Annotated in this window: 15 protein-coding genes and 1 pseudogene; 4 read left to right on the top strand and 12 right to left on the bottom strand. The window is 69.3% G+C overall.

Annotated elements, in window-relative coordinates; translation table 11 throughout:
• Nucleotides 1-139: 139 nt before the first annotated feature.
• Nucleotides 140-1,261 (top strand): hypothetical protein, encoded by a 1,122-nt coding sequence (locus ABH937_RS21140; RefSeq protein WP_370219099.1) that lies wholly within the window; start codon nucleotides 140-142, stop codon nucleotides 1,259-1,261.
• 361 nt (nucleotides 1,262-1,622) lie between these two features.
• Here ABH937_RS21140 and ABH937_RS21135 read toward each other — a convergent pair whose 3' ends face one another.
• The 10 genes and pseudogenes from ABH937_RS21135 to ABH937_RS21090 form a co-directional block, all read right to left on the bottom strand.
• Entirely contained in the window at nucleotides 1,623-1,832 is a 210-nt protein-coding gene (locus tag ABH937_RS21135; RefSeq protein WP_370219098.1) for a hypothetical protein, read from the bottom strand.
• Nucleotides 1,833-1,940: 108 nt separating this feature from the next.
• Entirely contained in the window at nucleotides 1,941-2,834 is an 894-nt protein-coding gene (locus ABH937_RS21130; protein ID WP_370219097.1) for an oxygenase MpaB family protein, read from the bottom strand.
• Nucleotides 2,835-3,164: 330 nt separating this feature from the next.
• A complete protein-coding gene (locus ABH937_RS21125; protein ID WP_370219130.1) occupies nucleotides 3,165-3,458 on the bottom strand; it encodes a ricin-type beta-trefoil lectin domain protein in 294 nt (97 codons plus the stop codon).
• A gap of 388 nt (nucleotides 3,459-3,846) precedes the next feature.
• A complete protein-coding gene (locus tag ABH937_RS21120) occupies nucleotides 3,847-4,617 on the bottom strand; it encodes a hypothetical protein (RefSeq protein WP_370219095.1) in 771 nt (256 codons plus the stop codon).
• A gap of 51 nt (nucleotides 4,618-4,668) precedes the next feature.
• On the bottom strand, nucleotides 4,669-5,562 hold the full coding sequence (locus ABH937_RS21115; protein ID WP_370219094.1) for an alpha/beta hydrolase: 894 nt from the start codon (nucleotides 5,560-5,562) through the stop codon (nucleotides 4,669-4,671).
• Nucleotides 5,563-5,624: 62 nt separating this feature from the next.
• Nucleotides 5,625-6,080 (bottom strand): cupin domain-containing protein, encoded by a 456-nt coding sequence (locus ABH937_RS21110; RefSeq protein ID WP_370219129.1) that lies wholly within the window; start codon nucleotides 6,078-6,080, stop codon nucleotides 5,625-5,627.
• Between the two features lie 18 nt (nucleotides 6,081-6,098).
• Nucleotides 6,099-7,715, bottom strand: coding sequence for a CocE/NonD family hydrolase (locus tag ABH937_RS21105; protein WP_370219093.1), 1,617 nt, complete (start codon nucleotides 7,713-7,715; stop codon nucleotides 6,099-6,101).
• Nucleotides 7,716-7,759: 44 nt separating this feature from the next.
• On the bottom strand, nucleotides 7,760-7,906 hold the full coding sequence (locus ABH937_RS21100; RefSeq protein WP_370219092.1) for a hypothetical protein: 147 nt from the start codon (nucleotides 7,904-7,906) through the stop codon (nucleotides 7,760-7,762).
• 96 nt (nucleotides 7,907-8,002) lie between these two features.
• Nucleotides 8,003-8,248, bottom strand: a pseudogene (locus ABH937_RS21095) (sugar phosphate nucleotidyltransferase); the annotation flags it as partial.
• 130 nt (nucleotides 8,249-8,378) lie between these two features.
• Nucleotides 8,379-9,509 (bottom strand): glycosyltransferase, encoded by a 1,131-nt coding sequence (locus tag ABH937_RS21090; RefSeq protein ID WP_370219091.1) that lies wholly within the window; start codon nucleotides 9,507-9,509, stop codon nucleotides 8,379-8,381.
• Nucleotides 9,510-9,678: 169 nt separating this feature from the next.
• On the opposite strand from ABH937_RS21090, the gene ABH937_RS21085 reads away from it, so the two are divergent.
• Nucleotides 9,679-10,638: a helix-turn-helix transcriptional regulator gene (locus tag ABH937_RS21085; RefSeq protein WP_370219090.1), complete on the top strand. Its 960-nt coding sequence runs from the start codon at nucleotides 9,679-9,681 to the stop codon at nucleotides 10,636-10,638.
• On the opposite strand, the gene ABH937_RS21080 is transcribed toward ABH937_RS21085, so the two are convergent.
• Complete coding sequence (locus ABH937_RS21080) at nucleotides 10,565-11,125, bottom strand: hypothetical protein (protein WP_370219089.1); 561 nt, start codon at nucleotides 11,123-11,125, stop codon at nucleotides 10,565-10,567. The genes ABH937_RS21085 and ABH937_RS21080 overlap by 74 nt on opposite strands.
• Before the next feature lie 539 nt (nucleotides 11,126-11,664).
• Between ABH937_RS21080 and ABH937_RS21075 the strand changes: the two genes are divergently transcribed.
• The gene (locus tag ABH937_RS21075; protein ID WP_370219088.1) at nucleotides 11,665-11,787 is read left to right on the top strand and encodes a hypothetical protein; all 123 of its coding nucleotides are present in this window, start codon (nucleotides 11,665-11,667) and stop codon (nucleotides 11,785-11,787) included.
• Nucleotides 11,788-11,844: 57 nt separating this feature from the next.
• On the top strand, nucleotides 11,845-12,147 hold the full coding sequence (locus tag ABH937_RS21070) for a hypothetical protein (RefSeq protein WP_370219087.1): 303 nt from the start codon (nucleotides 11,845-11,847) through the stop codon (nucleotides 12,145-12,147).
• A 311-nt stretch (nucleotides 12,148-12,458) separates the two neighbouring features.
• Here ABH937_RS21070 and ABH937_RS21065 read toward each other — a convergent pair whose 3' ends face one another.
• On the bottom strand, nucleotides 12,459-14,126 hold the full coding sequence (locus ABH937_RS21065; protein ID WP_370219086.1) for a GMC family oxidoreductase: 1,668 nt from the start codon (nucleotides 14,124-14,126) through the stop codon (nucleotides 12,459-12,461).
• Nucleotides 14,127-14,188 lie beyond the last annotated feature (62 nt).

Raw genomic sequence — 14,188 nt, 5'->3', positions numbered from 1 at the left:
ACCTCGGCCACCCGAGCACCCCGGCCTGCTGGACGAGATCCTGCGACCGGTCGACGAGCGCGAACGCGGCCTGCTGGAGTGCCTCGACCACCACGCCGGCAGGGTCTGCCGCTCCCAGCACGCGGACAAGTCTCCCTGGATGTTCGTCAGCATCCGGCGCAGGCAAGGCCGCCTGGTCCTCGTCGCCTCCCATCTGCCCGTCACCCACAAGGCCACTCCCGAGGAGAGCGCCCGCCACCGGGCGATGAAGGAGCGGATCGCCCGGTGTGCGGAGCGGCACGGCCTGAGCGCGCAGGTCGGGGCCCGCTCGGCGGACGGCCGTGTCCTCACCGCCGTCCTGGTCACCGGGGCCGGCGGTCGGCGGATCGGCTGGGAGGCCCAGTACTCGCCGATCACCGGCGAGACCGTTCGCCGCCGCTCGCGCAAGGCCGCCGAGCACGGCATCACACCGCTGTGGGTCACCGACAGCGAGCAAGCCGCGCTCATCGACCGGACCCCGTGGGTGCGCGTGGACGACTTCTCCTCGCGCGACATCGCCTCCCGCCTGGCTATGTTCGTCCGCGGTGGCATCCGCCACTTCCAGGTCTGGAAGTGCCTGCCCACCAGCGAACGCCCCTGCCCGACCACCGGCAGTGCCTGCGGCCGCTTCCACTCCGGCTGGTTCCTGCCAACCCTGTGCCTACCGAACAAGCCACCCACCGAAGTGGATCGCCTGGTCGTGGCCAGCACTGACGGCGAGTTCGTCCCCTTGTGCATACGCGCCGCCGATGACCGGCGTGCGGTCGCCCGCATGTGGGTGCCCGTCACCGACCGGGACCGGTGGTGGGACATCATCGGCCCACCCGAGAGCACCACCGACCAGGACGACACCGCCGACCCGCCCGAGGAAGAGATCGCCTTCACCCGCGAGGACATCGACCCCACCTGCCGCTACGGCGAGCAGCAGACCCTCGCCCGCAACGACCCCCGCCCCCGCCGGGACCGCCCGGAGGCTACCGGCCTGCACACCTTCGTCCGCGCCCCGCGGTCCCTGTTCGCTTTCCCCGCCTCCTCCCCCACCCTGGACATCACCGCCGCCCAGCGCCAGGCAGCGGCCTCGCGGTTCGGCTGCCCGATCTGGGAGATCGGGCCCTGCCGCCTGTGCGGTACCCCGATCCACCGCTACGGCAACCGCTCCACCCACGCCTGCCGATCCTGTCGCACGGCCCTCAAGCATCGAATCGGGCCGACGCCAAGTGGGTCCAGCACACAAAGCCCGTGAGTGCTGCCGCCCTCCCGCTCGAGGCGTAACTTGCCGATGAGCACAGCTACTTCCTCCAGCAGACCACCAGCACCATCGAGGAGGAGGTCTGTGCCGTCGCCCTCGGGGTGGACGCCCACCAGGAGTTCGGCCAGTCGAGCACTGCCGACCCTGGGTGCCCCGACTGCCTGACGGGTGGTCGCGATCGATGTCGTCAACCGCTCCGTTCTGCCTCTGCGGCGCTAGGGGAGAGTGTGGTGATGACGACCAGCCGCCGTATCGCGGGGCCGACCGTGAGCTTGGACAGGTACTGTAACGTCAGTGTGCGCACGATGGTCTGACGGTGCGTCGGGTATGTCGAAACCCACACCCGGGGCTGGAGTCAAGCCGTCGTGGGCAGGCCGGCATCGCTGGCCCGCATGTCGTCGCAGAGTTCCCGTTGTCTTGCGACGCCGGTCTCCGGCTGGATTTCTCTACTCTGTTGCACCGTCCTCTCGTAGGCATGGGCGTGCGCATTGTTCTCGGTCGCGAACCGCAGAAGCGACGTGGCCCAGTCGTCGAACAGCGAGAAGACCCGATCCACCATCAGCACCCGTTGCTCTCCGCGGCCCTACCCGGCGTCCGGCGTCCGCCCCGCTCTGGCGGCACGGAGCCAGGCGGCCCTCCTTCCTCTGCGGCGTGGTTGCCCGTCCAGGGATACTCATTTCCGATCAGCACCGTGGACCTGCGAGGTAGGAGCAGCGGACCAGCTGAGGCTGCGCAGCCGCTTACCGGAGGGGACGCCGGCCTGGCCGAGCCGTGCAATGGCCCGGCTCAGGTGGGGGGCGGGAAAGCTGAGACGCCTCTGCTGCGGGACCAGGAGGGCTGCGGAGCGGGCCGCGCGTAAGGCCACGGTCGCCATGGGCGCAGGGATTCCGGGTCGCTGGTAGAGGGCTTGGGCCTCGGGAGGGATAATCGAGTATCCCAGCCGGGAGGCGGCGCTCCATGCTGGGCGCAGTGCTCTGTGCAGTCCCTGGAGCGGTGGGCTGGACAGAAAGCGGTGGATCACCATTGCTTCCTCCGAAGCTGCCAGTGCCCCGTACATCCCGGTCAGGTAGTCATCCAGGTCGGCAGCGGTTCCGGGGGTGTCGGTCGGGTCCAGTCCGACGAGGGCAGCGATGCTCCGTTGCTCGTGGACGTAATGGTCCGCCTGCTCGGGGGTGATCTTCAGGCCCCCGCGCCGCACGGCGTGCAGGTTGGACCTGGTGAGGGCGCAGTGCACCCAGAGCAGGAGGTCCGGGGAGTCCAGGCGGTGGATCTTGCCGGTGCCCGCTTCGTGGATCCGCATCCCTGCGTGGACGGCGCGGAGCCGGCTTCCGGCCAGCTCCGCCTCTGCTCGCGTGCCCCAGGTGGTCTGCACGATGAAGGAGCCGGTACTCACGAGTCGGCCGAAGGGGTCTTCCTCGAAGGATGAGTTCTGCACGATGCCCATTGCCGCCAGGGGGTGCAGCGCCTGGAGGTGCAGGGCACTGATGCCCCCGATCCACATCGCCGGGTCGGCGTGCAGATGCCAGGTCACGGATGTGGGGCCGAAGAGGCCGGAGTCAACGCTCATGTGCGGCTGCCGAACCCAGGTCGCTGGTTGTCAGGTGTCGGTGAGGGTATCAACGGTGTGCTGCCGCGGGTCGCTCCTGCGGCCCCGGCAGTAGGTATGGCCTGTACGGGTTGACGGCGTCGCTCCGTGACCGGTCCGCTGCAGCCGACGCTCATTGGCCGGCCTCGGCGGCAGGGCTTCCCCTGCCGCACGAGCCCGGCGGTCGCCTGGCGGCTCGCACCGCTACAACTGGTCGTTGTAGCCGATGATGTCCCAGTTCTGATTGGCGCCGCCGTTGCAGTCCCAGAGCTCCAGTCGAGTGCCCGCGCCTCCGTAGGCGGTGTCGTCGGGTCACAGTCCGGATTCCTGGTTGACCAGTTCCTGGCCGACGATCCGCCAGGTGTGCCAGGTGCCGGTGTCGGAGCAGTGCCACAGGACGATCGGGGCTCCGTCCCCGCTCGCGCCCGGCTGAACGCTCAGGCAGGCGTAGGGGTCGATACCCACGTCGATCATGTTGTAGGCAGTGCTGTAACTCCACTGCTGGCTGTGTTCGTTGATGCAGCCGTCCAGGCTCGCGGGAGCGCCCACGCCCTGGAAGTTATAGGCCTCGACGCAGTTGGCGGGGTTGCCGGCGAGACCGTAGATCTTGCCCCAGTACGGAGAGCCGGGCGGGATGGCCTCGGCCCCGGCCGGGACCGCCGTGACCAGGCCAGAAGCAGGACCACGACGGACGCCGACAGGGCGGCTGCGCCCTGCCGGAAACGGGAGCCGGACGGTGCTTTCCTTCGAGACATGATCGACATCTCCTTCTTCGGTGGAGGCAGCGCGCGTTCGCGGCTTTCGGACAGACGAGGGCCCGCTTCACCGGGCGCGGTGGGCCCGACCCGCCGGCCGGCTCCGGGCGGCGCCTTCCCGCCGCCGTCCTTCAGTCCCGCCGCAGGCAGGGCTTCCAGGCGAATCTCGCGGATCGACGACGCCCCGACACACGCCCTGGCTTTGCCTGATCCCCTTACCGGCAGCCAGGTCCGGCGAGTCAGGGTTCGAACGTGAATGAGTCGATGTTCTCCGGCCACGCTTCCTTGCTCTGCTTTATCGCTCTCGCGTAGGTGTCGGAATTCACCTCATTCTCGATCGCAAATTCCAGAAGCCCGTCGGACCACTCGTCGAACAGCAGAAACACCCGGTCCACCATCGACATCGCCTCTCCGCGCCGGAGGTCGTCGAGGGTCGGCAGGCTCGATTCCGCGACCTCCGGGGACTTGATGCTGTGCGACGCCTCCGCGGCATAATGCTTCGTGCCGAAGAACTCGCATTCCCGACCGTCGCGAAGAGTGATTCCCTGGCAGTGTTCAAAAATGGTGATGGACACCGCCTCGATGGCCTCCACCATCGCAAAGACGGCGTAAGCCGGCGCGTCGGCGGCAAGCGATGCCAATCCGAGGCACAGGCGTCGAGAGTGCTTGAACTCCGTTCCCCAGAGCACACGGGTGGCCTCGGACAGCGGCATCCGGCTGTCGGCTCGGAGCTTCTCCAGGTCGCTCAGCATCCACTGCCAGTGGAAGTCCTCTTCGTAGGTGTGCGCGTTCAGCAAGGCCTGCAGGGGATCGATGTCGGCATCACCCTCTCCCTTGCGGAAGACGTACTTGTTGAGATCCGAGTAGCCCATGATGAAGGGGACGACGCTCGGCGCCCACGCCAGGCGCCGCTCGCCGGGCAGCGATTCATCAGTCAGCAGCTTGACGAAGAAGTCGTGCCCCTCGTACGCCTTCCGCCGCTCTTCGATATGGTCGATGACTACGTGCATCTTCAACTCCGTGGTGGGTGCGAGCAGCGCCTTGCAAGGCTGCGAAGTACGTCAGCCGGCCCAGTTGCGCCTGATGAAGGCGGCGGCGGATTGGAGGGCGTGGTCCGCATCGTCCAGCATCGCGGCGTAGGCCTGGAAGACGTGCGGCACTTCCGGCCAGACCTGAAGCTCGACGGGTACGTCGTGGTTGGCGGCGCGGGCGGCGAGGCGGACGGCGTCGTCGAGAAGGATCTCGTGGGAGCCGACCTGGATGAGCAGCGGGGGCAGACCGGTGAGGTCGGCGAAGACGGGGCTGGCCAGCGCCATGGCGGGGTCGCGATCCCCGAGGTAGTCAACGACCCTGGTACGCAGGGCTTCGGGGGTGAGCGCGGGGTCGAGTCCGCTCTTACCGGCCACGCTGGCGCCGGAGACGGTGAGGTCGCCCCAAGGGGAGAAGACCGCGGCCGAGCAGGGTTGCGGCAGGTCGGTGTCCTTGAGCGCGACGAGGGTCGCGGCGACCAGGCCGCCGCCGGCGGACTCGCCGACGAACGCGATCCGCTCGCTGGGCACGCCCTCCCCCAGTAGTGCGCGGTAGGCGGCCACGGCGTCGTCGATGGCGGCCGGGAAGGGGTGTTCCGGAGCCAGGCGGTAGTCGACCGAGATGGCCCTGGCTCCGACGCGTCGGGCGACGTCGGCGGCCAGGCCGACCGAGTCGGGCGCTGAGCCGAGGGCGTACGCGCCGCCGTGGAAGTAGAGGACGACGGCCGATGGGTCGAGCCCTGGAGTCTCGACCGTCACCACGGGCACGCCGCCGAGCTCGCCATGTGTGGCTGAGACATCGTCAGGCAGTGGCGCCGCGGAGATCATCTCGTGGAAGATCACGCGCTGCTCGGCGACATCGCCCCCGACGTCGAGCGGGCCGCGACGCAGAAGTTCGTCGAGGGCTTGGCGCTGCTGCTGGGTCATGGTGGCGCCTTTCGGGATGCGGGCGGGACTGAGGCGAAGCTGCGGCAGGTGGAGCGGACCGGTCAGCGCGGCGGGCCCAGGATGACGTTGCCGTACTTGTCGGCGATGCCGGGGTCGGGCGTGACCTGGAAGCCGGGCGGACGCGGGATGGACTTGTCGCGGCCGGTCTCCCGGAACATCTCCTCGATGCCGGCCGGCGTGTTGACCACCAGCAGGTCGGCCTTCTTGGAGGTGATGCGGTACCCGTGCGGCTTCAGCTTCGGCAGGAACACCACGCCGCCCTCGGCGAGTTCGTACTCCTGATCGTCGCACCACACCAGGGCGGTGCCCTTGATCAGCAGGAAGATCTCATCCTCACGGGTGTGCATGTGATACGGCGGCGCCTCGCCCTCGGCGACGTCGAAGCGCCCCATCATCAGCTGGCCGTCGGTGGCCTTGCCGTCGAGCAGCATCGCCAGCGTGCCGCCGCCGAGCCATTCGAGTTGCTGTTGCTGTTCGGGTTGCGCGAGGTAGGCCATGCTCACGGGGATCTCCGATCAGGTGCGGGGGCGCTCGTGCAGGCGCAGCGCCGAGGGGTGCGGGCGGTCGTGGTGGTAGGTGTCGGTGCCGACCTTGGTCCCGTAGAAGTGGGTCATCGGCGCGTCGGTGATCAGCGAGTCCTGGTTGGTGATCTCCAGGCGTATCCGGTCGCCCCGGCGCGCCAGGAAGGACATCGGCAGGAGTTCCACCCGCAGCTCGTAGACCTCGCCGGGCACGAGTGGCTCGATCTTGGCGTGCTGGTGGAACGGGCGCATGTCGGAGGTCAGTTCCGGGTCCTCGGCGCGGTGTGACGCGCGCAGCCAGCCCTGGGTGACCTTGACCGGAAGCCCGGCGTCGGAATCGGCTGAGACCAGTGAGACCTTGACGAAGAGGTCGATGTCGGTCTGGTCGGTGGAGGCGTGCAGCGTCAGCACGCCGTGGCCGGTGAACTCGCGGTCCCGGTCCATCGGCGCCGTGGTGAACGTGGTCACGCGTGCCACGTGGTCGGGCACGCCGTGCTTGTCGAAGACGGTGACGCCCGCCATCCACTGCGGATCCGGGTAGGACCACGCGGTCGAGTCCTGCTCAGCGTCCGGTTCGCTCTCGCTGAGCGAGCCGTCGTTGAGCGAGGTGACGGCGCCGCTGTGCTCACCGGAGAGGTAGAACACCGTCGGCCTCGCGTCGGGCGGTGGCCAGGATTCAGCCGACCGGTAGGCGCCCTCCCCGTTGACGTAGAAGCGCGCCGCGGGCTGCTTCATGACCCCGTTGTCGATGCCCTTGAGGTGGTGGTCGTACCAGGGCAGCAGTTCCTCGCGGTGGAACTGCTCGTCGAAGTAGTACATCTGCGCTTCGGCGAACGTGGAGGGGTGCGCGACCAGGAGCTTCTTCGGACCCTGGACCCGCTCGAAACCGTAGAAGTTGCCTCGCAGGTGCAACGCGGCCTTGCCCCACACGCCGATGGAGAACACCGGGATGTCGACGGACGGCAGTTCCCAGAACGGCGAGCGGCGGCGCTGCCACTCGTCGTCGAGCGGGTGCGACAGGACGTCGTAGATGTACTCGTGCTTGTCGCCGACATGGAAGTCGATGCCCTGGAGCTCGTGCTGGTAGAGCACCGATCCGAACAGCCAGGTGTTGAGGAACCCCTGGGTCGGGATCCCGCCGTGGTACATCCAGTCCCGGTACATGTCCGTCGCGCCGTCGTAGGCCACGATCGTCCGCAGGTGCGGCGGACGGGTGCGCGCCGCGTTCCACTGGCTCCAACAGTAGTGCGACATACCGATCATGCCGACCGCGCCGGTGGACCACGGCTGGACGGCGACATGTTCGATCATGTCGTGGATCGCCTCGCCCTCGGCACGCGAGACCGGGTCCCAGATCCCCTCCGAGCGCCCGGTACCGGGCAGGTCCATCGCCACGTAGGCGTAGCCGCTGTCAAGGTACAGCTGGATCGGGCCGTACTCGATGAACGGGAAGACAGGGTTGGGCGGCAGGTGACGCAGCGCCTTCTGGTACGGAGAAGCACCCAGAACGACCGGGTACGGGCCGTCACTTGAGGAGGGAAGGTACACATCGGCCCGCAGCAGGTCTCCCGTGCGGCCACGCACCTCGACTTCGAACGGCGCTACGTTCACGTCAACCATGTCGATCCGTTTCTGCTCAGTCCTGCGACAGTGAATCAGTGCTTGAAACTGCCGCCGTCGACGTTGACGGTCCCGCCCGCGAGAAAGGCCGCGCCGCCTTCGTCGGAGGCGGGGAAGAGATCCGGCCCGGCGAGCTCCTCGGGCTCCTCATCGCGGTGCGGTTGTCGGTGCCGACAGTTCATCCGCGGGTGGGGACGCAGGGTCGCATGACAGGAGGAGCAACGGGAACCCGCATGCCGACCACATGGCGCGGTCTCAGCCCTGCGCGGAGCGGCTCAGGCAATGCCCTCCGGGCGTTCCTGGACGGCGTACTCCAGACTCAGCCCCAACTGGGCGCCATCTGCGAGCAACCGACGGAATTGCAGCTGATCCTCGGGTGTAGTGACGATCAGGATCTCGCTGATCCCGGCCATTACCAGGGTGGAGAGCGGGTAGTAGACCATCGGCTTGTCGAAGACCGGCAGCAGTTGCTTGGACACCGAGCGGGTCAGTGGCCACAGCCGCGATCCGGTCCCGCCGGCCAAGAATTCCTCGCATGACTGCAGCCTGTTGTGTCGAAGGGCAATCCGGCCGCGGGCGGGTCGGCGCTAGCTAGCGGTGTTCGGCGGTCGCCGCATGTCCCTGGCCGCACCTTCGCCGTCCTGCACGCCGCCGTCAGTCGATCGCGGCGGCCAGCTCGGCGGCTACCTCGGCCGGGGACGCCATGGCCTTGATCTCGGCGGCGACGCGCTGTGCGGCTTCCTTGTAGTCGGGTGTCTCGAGGACGGACGCGACTGCCTCGGCGACCTGGTCGGGCTTGAACTCGCCGACTGGGAAGGCGATTCCCGCGCCCGCCGCGGCGGCACGGCCGGCGTGCAGGGGCTGGTCCGCGGCCAGGGGGGTCAGGACCATGGGGAGTCCGTGGGCGAGCGCGCCGAGGATCGTGCCCGCGCCGCCGACCGTCACCACGGCATCGACGTCGCTGAGCAGTTGGGCCAGGGGGGTGAAGCCTACGAACTCGACGCGGTCCGAATCGACATCGAACTCTTCGGCGTTGCGTACCGGGCCCAGGGTGACGCGGATATCGAGGTCACGGGCCAGCAGCGCCCGGACGATCGGGGTGATGACCTCGGGGATGACGAAGATCGTGCCGAAGTTCACCAGCACCCGGGGCCTGACCCGGCTCTCGCCGGGCGCGGGAACGGCGGCGCCGCCGCCGGTGTAGGCCTCGGGGCGCAGGGCCAAGCGCGGCACCGGGGCCCGGAAGTCGTCGAACTGCAGGGCGGGCGGGCAGGTGTCCAGGTACCAGCGGGCCTTGTGCGGCGTCAGGCCGCGGGCCTCGTGGCTCACCACGGACCGCGCGTCGGTGGCCGCCACACTCTCCGGGCGCACGGCGGGTCCGAGCGCGATCACCGCGTGCGGAACGTCCAGCGCGCTGGCCACGATCCGGCCGACATAGTCCATCGCGTCCACGACGATCAGGTCCGGCTTGAAATCGCGCGCCGCGGCCAGGGAGTCCTGGTAGCCGAGGTCGATCCGGGCGCCGGCGAAGATCTCCGCCTCGATCTCGGCGCTCGGCGGGGCGGCGAGGATGTCGACGCCCGTGCTGCGCTTGAGCTCGACCACGAGCTCCGGGACCTCGGGCCCCGCGGGCAGCAGGGCGATCTCCTCCGCCTCGAGCAGCGAACTGAGGGAGGCGGCCGCGACGAACGCCACCTGGTCCCCTCGCTCGCGCATCGCCCGGGCCAACGGCAACTGCGGGACGACGTGGCCGAAGCCGGGGCAACCGAAGAACAGAACACGCATCGCTAATCCATGACTTTCTTGATCGGGATCATACGGGGGGTCGAAGTCACGATCGACAGTAATGATCACCCGGCCCCGGAGTATTGGACGTTGGCGCCACCCGGATGGGACTTCCGCGCCCGTGTCCGGGCACTCGCGGTATCGTGGGGTCGTGGTTCGGGGTGGCGGCGTGGACTCCGAGGACGCCGCTCAGCGGCCCTCGATCGATATCACCGTGCCCTTCGCGCACGAGCGGCGGAACGAACTGCTGATCAGCCAGTGGGAGCGCCAAGGGGGCAGACTCCTGCCGCCACCCCCGCTGACCCTGCCGCGGCACGGCACCGGCGACTACACGGTGCGCCTCAACAGGCTGAGTTTCCACGACGCCTTCATCGAGAACCAGTACAGTGACGCCCTTGCCGGCAGCACCGGCACTCCGCACGGGCACCTCGCGGATCACGTCGTCGCCCACTTCAACTTCCGCGGCCGGATGACCTACGCCTCGGAGCGTGCGGCCGTCACGACCCACCCCGGCCAACTGTGCACACGCAGGAACGGCACGTCCTGGAACTTCGAGGTCGGCCCTGGAACGCATGCCGTCACGCTCGCCCTGCCCGCCGAGAACATCCGCTTCCCCTCCATCGGCCCGATCATGGCCGCCACGCAGGACACCCCGGCCGCGCGCCTGCTACTGGCCCACCTCCGCGCCTGCACGGAGGTCGGCGAACAGGCCCGGCTCGGCGTGGCGGCCCGCAACGCCGCCGTCGAACTGCTCCAAGGCGTGCTCGACGACCAGGTCATCGATGATCCGCACCTGTTCGCCACCCTGGTGAAGGCGGCGCAGGATTACGTCGAGAGCCGACTGACGGACCCCGACCTCGACCCCCGCGCCATCGCCCACGCCCTGCACGTGTCCGTCCGTACGCTCCACCGCGCCTTCGCCGGCCGAGAGACCTCGATCATGGAGCACGTGCGGCAACGACGTCTCGAGCGCGCCCGCACCGACCTGCTCTCCACCGCCTGGACCGTCGCGGAGATCGCCGCCCGCTGGCACTTCCACGACAGCAGCCACTTCATCAGGGCCCACAAGAAGCGATACGGCGAGACCCCGACCACCCTGCGGCGGCGGACAGAGCCTCGATCCACCTGAAATCGCCGCGCCAGCGGCGAAAAACGACGCGGGGCGTCGAGGGCTTCATGGAGGCGCTCGCCCGAATGTCGGCCGCGTTCGTGCGCCAGTTCAAGAAGGCCCCGGTCCCGGTCCTCGGTGACCCGGCGAAGATCGCGGCCCGCATCATCGACAGTGCAGCCTTGTTGAGCCACTCCACCGCCGACACTCCGGTCTCTTGCCGGAAGCGGCGGGTGGAGATCCGCACACTCATGTGCGCCTCGGCGGCCAGCTCTGTCAGTGCGTGATTGCGGTCGAGCCCGGCCAGCATCCGTGCCCTGGCGGCCTCCGTCGAGGTGCCGGCGTCCTCGGCGACAGGCCGGTAGACGAACTGCGCCTGCCCTCCGTCGCGCATCGCGGCAACGATGTTGAGGCGTGCCACCCGGTTCGCCACGGCGCTGCCGTGATCGCCACGGACCAGGTGCAGGCACAGGTCGATCGCCGCGGCTCCGCCCGCTGGGGTCCTCATCGATGCACTTGGGCGTCAGCGGCGTGCCTGCCCGCTCCGCGGGTGCAACTCGCGCTCCCTACCGTCCGGCGACCGGCAGAGACCAGAGTTGGCCAGGGTCTGCCAGAACGGGTCCGACGGGACTCCGGGCGGACTCCGGCGGGGCGGCTGCGCCAAGCCGAGTACCTCATGCAGGTCGAGGAGGATCCCGGCAGCGCTCGTCGCCATGCCCTCATCGCTGGGGAGGTCATCCGAGCCGCGCACCGGGCGTTGGGCGCCTGACGTGCTCCTGGGAGTGACTTCCCAGCGCGGAGTGCGTGATCGCCGTCCGCCCGAGCACCACGGGGGGCGCCAACCGCCGTGTGCTCAGGCAGTGTTCAACGACGGTTGCGGCGGTTGCGCACCAGGCGGACGACGTAGATGGGAGTGGCGATGACGGCAGCGATGACGAGGGCCCAGAACACGAAGCCTCCTCGCCGCCGCCGGACTGGGCCCCGCCCTCGTCCCCGCCAACATCATCCCGCCCGGATTCCACGGCGCCCTGCTACGCCCGGCCCCCGGTGCGCCGCGCGCTCACCGCCTACACCCGCAGCAGGCCCGACCCCCTCGCCTCCGCCTTCACCGACCTCCTCGCCCAGCACGCCCGCGTCGTCCCCACGCACATCCAAGCCCTCAGCCCCTGAGACTCCCCCGCACGACCGCCATCGTGGCCGCGATCTTTGCACGTGGCACCGGACGGCGTGGACTACGTCTTCAGCACCACCAGCACCGACCGGACCCTCCGGCCTACGCCGAGGCGCTCAACCCCCTTCGGCCAGATCGTCGCGATCGACGACTTCGACCTGGACATCGGCGCCCTCAAGCCCAAGAGCGCCTCTTTCCACTGGGAGTTCATGCTTCCAGCCCCCGGACCAGCCCATGCAGCACCACATCCTCAACCAGATTCGCGGCTCGTGGACGCGGGCATTCTCACCACCACCGCCACCCGGGACCTCGGCACGATCAACGCCGCGAACCTCCGCGAGGCCCACCGCATCCAGTAATCCGGCACGGCCACCCGACGACGTGCGGGCCATCGGGCACTCATGCCTCTCCGGCGTGGACCGAGCTGGTTGCAGCGGAAGCGCGGATCATCGGCATCGGCATGGCCTGGCACCCACGCACGACGCCGGCCGCGCCCACCGCTGGTTCCGCGAACACATCCGCGCCACCGTCACGCGCTGAAGTCGACGCAGGCGCGACAGCGCCAACGCCGAACCATTCACCCGGGCGCTCGCAGGCACTCACGAAGCCACCGAGCGGCCAGTGAGTACACGTTCACCTGAGCGGGCAGTTCCAGATAGCCGTCCGGCATTCATCCGCGGATGAGATCAGCCGCCCGGGATCCAATGGCCACGCACGGCGCCATGGTGTTCCCCGAGGTCACGCGCGGCAGCACGGACGCGTCGGCGATGCGCAGGGCTTCGACGCCCCGGACCCGCAGTTCGGAATCGACGACGGCATCGGCATCGGTGTCGATGCCGACCCTGGCCGTCCCGCACTGATGCCAGAACGTGTTGGCCGCCGTGCGGAGGTAGGCGGCGAGCTCCGCGTCGGAGCCCTTCCCGGGGATCGCGCGGGAGCCGCGATAGGGGCTCATCGCTTCCGAGTGGGCTATCTCCTCGGCGAACCGGTAGGCCTCGATCGCGTCGCGCAGGTCGTCGGGTTCGTCGAGGTAGCCGGTCTCGATCACAGGCGCGCTCGCCGCATCGGCGTCGGCGAGTCGCACCGATCCTCGCGACCGCAGACGCATGCCGAGGAGGAAGGTGAACGCTGCCTCGGGCCTGCCGTACCGGGCCTCCGCCTCAGGGCTCATGAACGCGCTCGCCCCGGAGTACATCACGAACTTCGGCGACTGGGCACGACCGCCGTCGCTGCCCCAGAAGCACACCGCCTGGGCCCGTGGCGGCGGCGGTAGCTGCGCCGCCGCCTTGGCTTCCCACACGCAGCCGACCAGCATGTGGTCGTCGAGGTTGGCGCCGACGCCCCGCAGATTCTGGCGCACGGCGATGCCGACCTGCTCCAAGTGACCTGCGGGACCGATGCCCGACTGCATCAGGATCTTGGGCGTCTGCACCGCCCCTAGGCTGAGCACCACCTCGTGTGCGGCACGGAAGCGGACCAGGCGGCCCCCTGACACGGCCTCGACGCCGACCGCGCGGTTGCCTTCGAAAACGACCTTGGTGACCATCGTCTGCGTGAGCACCGTCAGGTTGCGCTGCCCGAGCCGGGGGGAGACCATCGCGCGATAGGGCGAGCGCCGTGTGCCGTCCTCGACGATCTCGTCCCGGACGGCGCACCCGGAGCCCCGCTCGGCCAGTTCCCCGTTCGGACTGTCGTAGCGGGCGAGCCCGGCCGACTCCGCCCCGGCGAGCATGGCCGCGAAGAACGGATCCAGCGGCTGCGCCGGCTGGATGTGCATCGGACCGGCCTTGCCCCGCCGCTCGGGGTCGGGCCGGCCGCGCCAGGTCTCCAGCTCGCGGTAGACCTCCAGCATCGAGCGGTAGTCCCAGCGCGGGTCCGCGCAGCCGGCGGCGAGCTCGTCCCAGTCGCTGCGGTGGCCGCGTGACCAGACGCCGACGTTGATGCTCGACCCGCCGCCGAGCCCCTTGCCCATCGAGTAGAACAGGCGCCGGTCATCGATCTGGGCGCCCGGCGCGGTCAGATAGCCCCAGTCGCGCTCACTGCCGAGGTTCTCGGGCCACCGGTCAGGATCGCAGACGCGCCCGTCGACATCGTCGGGGCCCGCCTCCAGGAGCAGCACCCGCAGGTCCTCGTCGGCCGCGAGCAACCCCGCGACCGTCGATCCCGCCGAGCCCGCGCCGCACACGATGACATCGAACTCCTCCTCGATTGCTCGCCCGGCCTGGTCCGCGCTGCTTCGTGCTTGCGTCTGCCGCTGAAGCTCGTCCACGTTGCTCGCTCCCTTGTCCAAGTTCCACAGACCCGTGTGTGACTGCCTCTCCCCGCCGACCGACGCCACCGATCCACGGGCGAGATCACGGCGGTGCTCCCCGGTGATGATCCGTGCTCTGCTGAGTCGGA

Source organism: Kitasatospora sp. GAS1066B, from assembly GCF_041262605.1.
GTDB lineage: Bacteria > Actinomycetota > Actinomycetes > Streptomycetales > Streptomycetaceae > Kitasatospora.
The sequence above is the reverse complement of the archived record's forward strand: the minus strand, read 5'-3'. Positions and strand labels throughout refer to the sequence as shown.

Coding starts and splice junctions, on each gene's coding strand:
- ABH937_RS21120 (WP_370219095.1), bottom strand. CDS start 4,617: ATGCACGTAGTCATCGACCATATCGAAGAGCGGCGGAAGGCGTACGAG.
- ABH937_RS21130 (WP_370219097.1), bottom strand. CDS start 2,834: ATGAGCGTTGACTCCGGCCTCTTCGGCCCCACATCCGTGACCTGGCAT.
- ABH937_RS21140 (WP_370219099.1), top strand. CDS start 140: ATGTTCGTCAGCATCCGGCGCAGGCAAGGCCGCCTGGTCCTCGTCGCC.
- ABH937_RS21090 (WP_370219091.1), bottom strand. CDS start 9,509: ATGCGTGTTCTGTTCTTCGGTTGCCCCGGCTTCGGCCACGTCGTCCCG.
- ABH937_RS21110 (WP_370219129.1), bottom strand. CDS start 6,080: ATGGCCTACCTCGCGCAACCCGAACAGCAACAGCAACTCGAATGGCTC.
- ABH937_RS21115 (WP_370219094.1), bottom strand. CDS start 5,562: ATGACCCAGCAGCAGCGCCAAGCCCTCGACGAACTTCTGCGTCGCGGC.
- ABH937_RS21100 (WP_370219092.1), bottom strand. CDS start 7,906: ATGAACTGTCGGCACCGACAACCGCACCGCGATGAGGAGCCCGAGGAG.
- ABH937_RS21080 (WP_370219089.1), bottom strand. CDS start 11,125: ATGAGGACCCCAGCGGGCGGAGCCGCGGCGATCGACCTGTGCCTGCAC.